At 64.2% G+C, this 3,885-nt stretch carries 4 protein-coding genes; 1 reads left to right on the top strand and 3 read right to left on the bottom strand.

Going from position 1 to position 3,885, the window contains the following annotated elements; all coding sequences use genetic code 11:
- Positions 1-343: 343 nt before the first annotated feature.
- The 3 genes from minE to minC all read right to left on the bottom strand — a co-directional run bounded on the left by minE (position 344) and on the right by minC (position 2,280).
- Positions 344-604 carry a cell division topological specificity factor MinE gene (minE, locus tag AC1D1Y_RS25745; RefSeq protein WP_436155619.1) on the bottom strand — a complete coding sequence of 87 codons (261 nt, stop codon included), beginning with the start codon at positions 602-604 and terminating at the stop codon, positions 344-346.
- Positions 605-607: 3 nt separating this feature from the next.
- Positions 608-1,426 carry a septum site-determining protein MinD gene (minD, locus tag AC1D1Y_RS25740; RefSeq protein ID WP_436155618.1) on the bottom strand — a complete coding sequence of 273 codons (819 nt, stop codon included), beginning with the start codon at positions 1,424-1,426 and terminating at the stop codon, positions 608-610.
- 86 nt (positions 1,427-1,512) lie between these two features.
- The gene (gene minC / locus AC1D1Y_RS25735; RefSeq protein WP_477654533.1) at positions 1,513-2,280 is read right to left on the bottom strand and encodes a septum site-determining protein MinC; all 768 of its coding nucleotides are present in this window, start codon (positions 2,278-2,280) and stop codon (positions 1,513-1,515) included.
- A gap of 234 nt (positions 2,281-2,514) precedes the next feature.
- Between minC and AC1D1Y_RS25730 the strand changes: the two genes are divergently transcribed.
- Positions 2,515-3,678, top strand: a complete 1,164-nt coding sequence (locus AC1D1Y_RS25730; RefSeq protein WP_477654528.1) for a metallophosphoesterase — start codon at positions 2,515-2,517, stop codon at positions 3,676-3,678.
- The last annotated feature ends 207 nt before the right edge of the window (positions 3,679-3,885 follow it).

Here is a 3,885-nt window from a genome sequence, read left to right as displayed (position 1 = left end):
TGGATGCGCCGAGGAGCGCAGGTTCAGGCGGATCAGGGATCGCGTTGTTTGAGCCGAAGGCGAGTTTAGCGAGACCCCGCCTGGACCGAGCACCGCAGGTTGCCCGTAGCGMAGCGKAGGGACGCAGCAACCAGGGTCGCCTTTTCTTTTGCTTACTTTTGGTGTTTGCGTAACTTCGCTTCGCGAAGTGAGCAAACCCCGCGCGCGTAGCGCGCCTTTTGGCGAACAAAAGAAAACCCGCTTTGCGGGTTTCGCTAAAAGTGAGTAGCTGCCGGGCTACCCCCGGCCAGCAGGTCTAAGCAGAGAAAACAGAAAGCCAAGCCCGCCGGGAGCATGCAAGAGCTCACTTCTTGTCAGGCAACTCAATCTTCACCTCCAGCACATCCAGGTTATCCTGCCGCTCCAGGTTCAGCTTGATGTGCTCAGGGTTGATGGGAATGTATTTGGCGATCACCGCGATCAGGTCGCGTTGCAGGGCCGGCAGGTAGTCGGGCTTGGGGCTACGGTCTGTGCGCTCATGCGCCAGGATGATCTGCAGCCGCTCCTTGGCGACGCTCGCGGTCTTTTTCTTTTCGCCCAGCAGGAATGACAGGAAAGACGCCATGGATCACTTCCCCCCGAACCAGCGTTTGAAGAGCCCGGGCTTTTGCGCGTCGATAAAGCGCATGGGCTTGTCCTTGTCGCCGAGGAAGCGGTCGACCACATCCTTGTAGGCCTCGGACACGTCGCTGCCGTTCATGTGCACCGCCGGCACGCCCTGGTTGGAGGCCTGCAATACCGACTCGGATTCGGGGATCACGCCTATGAGCTTGATGCGCAAAATATCCTGGATGTCCTCGAGCGAAAGCATCTGGCCCTGGTCGACGCGGCCGGGGTTGTAGCGGGTAATCAGCAGGTGTTCCTTGATCGGGTCGCCGCCGGCGATGGCGCGCTGGGTCTTGCTCGAGAGCATGCCGAGGATGCGGTCGGAGTCGCGCACCGAGGACACCTCGGGATTCGTCACCACCAGGGCTTCGTCGGCGAAGTGCATGGCCATCAGCGCGCCGGTCTCTATGCCGGCGGGGGAGTCGCAAACAATGTATTCAAAGTCCATGCCGGCCAGGTCTTTCAGCACCTTCTCGACGCCGGACTTGGTCAGCGCGTCCTTGTCGCGGGTCTGCGAGGCGGCCAGCACATACAGGTTGTGGCACTGCTTGTCCTTGATCAGGGCCTGGTTCAGCGTGGCTTCGCCCTGGATCACGTTGATGAGGTCGTACACCACGCGGCGCTCGCAGCCCATGATGAGGTCCAGGTTGCGCAGGCCCACGTCGAAGTCGATGACCGCGGTTTTATGGCCGCGCAGCGCCAGGCCGGTGGCAAAGCTGGCACTGGTGGTGGTTTTGCCCACACCGCCTTTGCCGGAGGTGACCACGATGATTTTTGCCATGCTTGAATTTCCTTGGAGAACGGAAGAGGTGTTGTGGGTGGAGGCCGGGTGTGCAGCGGGAGCAGGAGGAAGCAAAGTGGCTGTGTTCATGCGGACATCACATTCATAACTAGTTTGTCGCCTTCATCGCCGGGCACCAATCGCACCTGTGTCGGCTTGCCGGCCATGCCGGGCGGCAGCGGGTGTTCGCTGGTGCGGTAGACGCCGGCGATCGAGAGCAATTCAGCTTCCAGCGCGAGCGAGAAGATGCGCGCCTCGGTGTTGCCGCGCGCACCGGCCATGGCCTTGCCTCGCAGCGGCGCATAGACGTGGATGTGGCCGTCGGCAATCACCTCGGCGCCGGCGTTGACCATGGCCAGCACCACCAGGTCGCGGCCGCGCGCATAGACCTGCTGGCCGGAACGCAGCGGCTTGTCGACGACCAGCGCGCCCAGGGGCGCGGCAGGGGCAGGGGGAACCGGTTCCGGCGCCAGCAGAACCGGCGCGGGTGGTGCGGCCACCGTGGGCCGCGGCGCCACCAGGTGGGCGTCGGGCACGGGCAGCAAGCCCGCCTGCAGCGCGGCTGCCATCTGCGCGGCGCTGCCGCCTTTCACGGCGATGGGCACCAGCTGGTAGCCGCCCAGCAGGCTGATCAGCGCGGGAAAGTCGATCCCGCCCGCCGAGTCCGGCAACGGTGAGAGGTCGACCAGCAGCGCATCCTGGTCGAAGAAGTCGGGAATATCGCCAAAGCGGGCTTCGAGTTCGCGTGCCAGGGCGACGAGGTCGGTGGACTTGAGCAGCAAGGCCACCAGGGGCAGGTTGGCGCTCTTGATTTCAAAGGTGGCGGGAGTGGTGGCCTGGAGGGCGACGGTCATAGGCGCATGGCGGGAGGAGGCCGGCGTGTCGGCGGCAAAAGAAAAGATGGCCGAGGGTAGCGCGCGATGCGGCATATTCGTGCGCACGCTTTGTCGCACTTGTGAGCGCATGAAACGCTTATCGGCCGCGCGCACGGCCTTGGTGCGCTGTCACCGTCCGTCGCAGAAAGCCGCGCCGGCATTGAATGCATGGGCCCTGCACCCATATGCGGGGCTTATCACTCTGGACTTTTCATGAACTTCCTGCCGCTGGCGCTTGTAACCGCGCTGCTCCATGTTTACATCGGCGCACGCCTTGTGCCGGGGCTTGAAGCCCATCCTCTCGGCCAGTGGCTGCTCATCGGGGGCCTGGCACTCTCGGCCTTGCTGATGCCGCTGGGCCTGATGGCAGGGCGGGTCGCGAAACAACCGCTAGCCGATGTTCTGACCTGGGTGGGCCTGCTGTTCATGGGCTTGTTCTCCTCGATGCTGGTGCTGACGGTGGCGCGCGACGCGGGCCTCGTGCTGCTGTGGCTGGCCGACCTGCTGGCGCCCGGCCGCTTGCCGCTGGCCTGGCTGCGCATCGCCTCGGCCGAAGCCGTGCCCGCGCTGGGCGTGCTGGTCACCGTGCTGGGCTTTTTGAATGCGCGGCGCACCGCGGCCGTGGTCAAGGTCGACGTGCCCATCAAGGGCCTGCCCCCGGCGCTGCAGGGCTTTACCCTGGCCCAGCTCAGCGACATCCACGTCGGGCCGACCATCAAGCAGCAATACCTGCGCCGCATCGTCGACAAGGTCAACGCACTGGACGCCGACGTGGTGGCCATCACCGGCGATCTGGTGGACGGCAAGGTCAGCGAACTCTCGGCCCACACCGCGCCGCTGGCCGATCTGAAGTCGCGCCACGGCACGTTTTTTGTGACCGGCAACCACGAGTACTACTCGGGTGCGCACGCCTGGGTCGACGAGCTGCGCCGCCTGGGCCTGACGGTGCTGCTGAATGAACACGTGGTGATTCGCCCCCCTTCAGATGCAGCCGGCCGCGAAGACGGCAAACCGCTGGTGCTGGCCGGCGTGACGGATTACAGCGCCGGCCACTTCGACCCGGCGCACCGCAGCGACCCCGAAGCGGCCTTGCGCGGCGCGCCGCTGAACGCCGTGCGCGTGCTGCTGGCCCACCAGCCGCGCAGCGCGGCGGCGGCGGCGAAAGCGGGTTTTGATTTGCAGCTGTCGGGCCATACGCATGGCGGGCAGTTCTATCCGTGGAATCTGTTTGTGCGGTTTCAGCAGCCGTTTACTGCCGGCTTGCACAAGTTGCAGAATCTTTGGGTTTATACGAGTCGGGGGACGGGATATTGGGGGCCGCCCAAGCGGTTTGGGGCGCCTTCTGAGATTACTTTTTTGAAATTGGTCGCGGGATAAGACTGGTTTTGCCGGGTCTTGCTCCGGCTTTGCGCGCCCTCGCCCTTTGCATAGGGTAGCTGGCCGGGGGTAGCCCGGCGGCTACTCACTTTTCTTTTGCTTCGCCAAAAGAAAAGTAAGCAAAAGAAAAGGCGACCCTGGTTGCTGCGTCCCTCCGCTTCGCTACGGGCAACCTGCGGTGCTCGGTCCAGACGGGGTCTCGCTAAA

The organism is Polaromonas sp. P1_G1, from assembly GCF_056405595.1.
Note: the sequence above shows the minus strand (reverse complement) of the source record. Positions and strands in the feature narration are given on the sequence as shown.